The sequence below is a fragment of the Mesorhizobium sp. M7A.F.Ca.CA.002.05.1.1 genome, from assembly GCF_003998335.1.
Classification (GTDB): domain Bacteria; phylum Pseudomonadota; class Alphaproteobacteria; order Rhizobiales; family Rhizobiaceae; genus Mesorhizobium.
This window is the reverse complement of sequence record NZ_RZQI01001198.1, coordinates 1-1,430: the sequence shown is the minus strand read 5'-3', so window position 1 is coordinate 1,430 and position 1,430 is coordinate 1. Positions and strand designations below refer to the sequence as shown.

Annotated in this window: 1 pseudogene; it reads right to left on the bottom strand. The window is 68.9% G+C overall.

From position 1 onward, the window contains the following. Positions 1-1,430: pseudogene (locus EN939_RS34080) on the bottom strand (DUF4159 domain-containing protein); the annotation flags it as partial.

Genomic DNA, 1,430 nt, shown 5'->3' with positions numbered 1-1,430 from the left:
CGCGCCAGGGGCGCCAACTTGCTGTCGGCTTCCAGCAGATTGTGGGCAAATACACCCGTCTCGGAACCATAGAGACCGGGCGGGTTTTCAAAAGTCACCGGCAGCGCGCCAGCGCCCGGTACAAGCGGCCGTGCATCCGGCGTCGGCGGCACCAGCGAGCCGTCGGCTGCAATCATGCGATAGGGCGCCAGCGACGCCGCGGCCGCTTCGGCATTGGCGATGGCCGCGCCCTGGTTGCGCGACAGCTGCACGATGCGGCGCAGCATCTCGACGAAGCTGCCAGAGATCGGCAGGTTCGACCAGGTTGCCTCGGGGGTGACGTGGAACAGCACCAGCGTGCCCTTGCCTTTCTTCAGTCCGGTGACCAGCGGCGTGCCGTCGGCAAGGGCCGCCCAGGTGCGCTCGACGATATCGGGTGTCGGCTCGGCCAGCACCTGCCTGCTGACGGTGACCTCGGTCGGCGGCGCCAGATCGGCGAACGGGCCGGCCTTGGGGAATTCGGTGACCGGCTGCGGCGACGTCCATGACAGCGCGCCGCCGAGCGACCGCTCGCCGGTGCGAAGGCGGACGGGCAGCAAATCGTCGTCATCGCCCGCGGTGGCCAGCCGCGAACCGGCGAAACGCACCAGCGTGCCGCCATTGTCGACCCAATCGACAAGTCTCTGCCGGACCTGTCCGGGAATGGTGCCGATATCGGCCATAACGATCATCGCGGGCTTCTGGTCGAGGATTTGCGGTATGGCGTCGGCAAGATCGGCGCTGGAGGGTTCGACCAGATCGGCGAAGGGCTGCAGCGCCCGCCTGATGTAGTAGAGCGGCGACAAAAGCGGCTGTGCCTGGTCGGCCTCGGCCTGCGACAATAGACCGACGCGCCGCCGCTTGGAGCTTTCGTCGAGGACGCGGACCGCACCAGCCTGCCGCTCGCCGTCGAGCGCGATGGAAGCGAAGTCGTTGCGCAGCTCGAACGGCACCGCCATGGTGCCGGTGGCGGTGGTTTCGCCAGGCGAAAAGGTCAGCGTCGCATCGGCGATGCGGCGGCCCTTGTCATCGAAGGCGCCGGCGGTGACCTGCGCCGGGGCAGGGTCGCCCGGCGCGCGGATGGCGGTCAGTGCAAAGCCGTCGACCTGGTTGTCGGCGGCGGTCAGGCCGGTCAGCGACAGCCTGTCCGCGGTTGCCCAGACGACACGCGCGGCATTTTTCGACAAAAGCGTGTTGAAGGCGGCCTCATCGCCTTTTGCCGCCAGGCCGTCGGCAAGCACGGCGACACTGGCCCCGGGCAAGGTCTCCAGCACGCCGGCGACGCGGGCATAGACGGCGGGCCGGTCGGTCGGGATCGGCCGCGGCTTGGCGGCGCGCAGCCGGTCAAGCGCGGTGGCGGCATCGAACGGGCCGATCTCGGCATTGGCCTTTTCGGCAGTGAAGGCGATGAC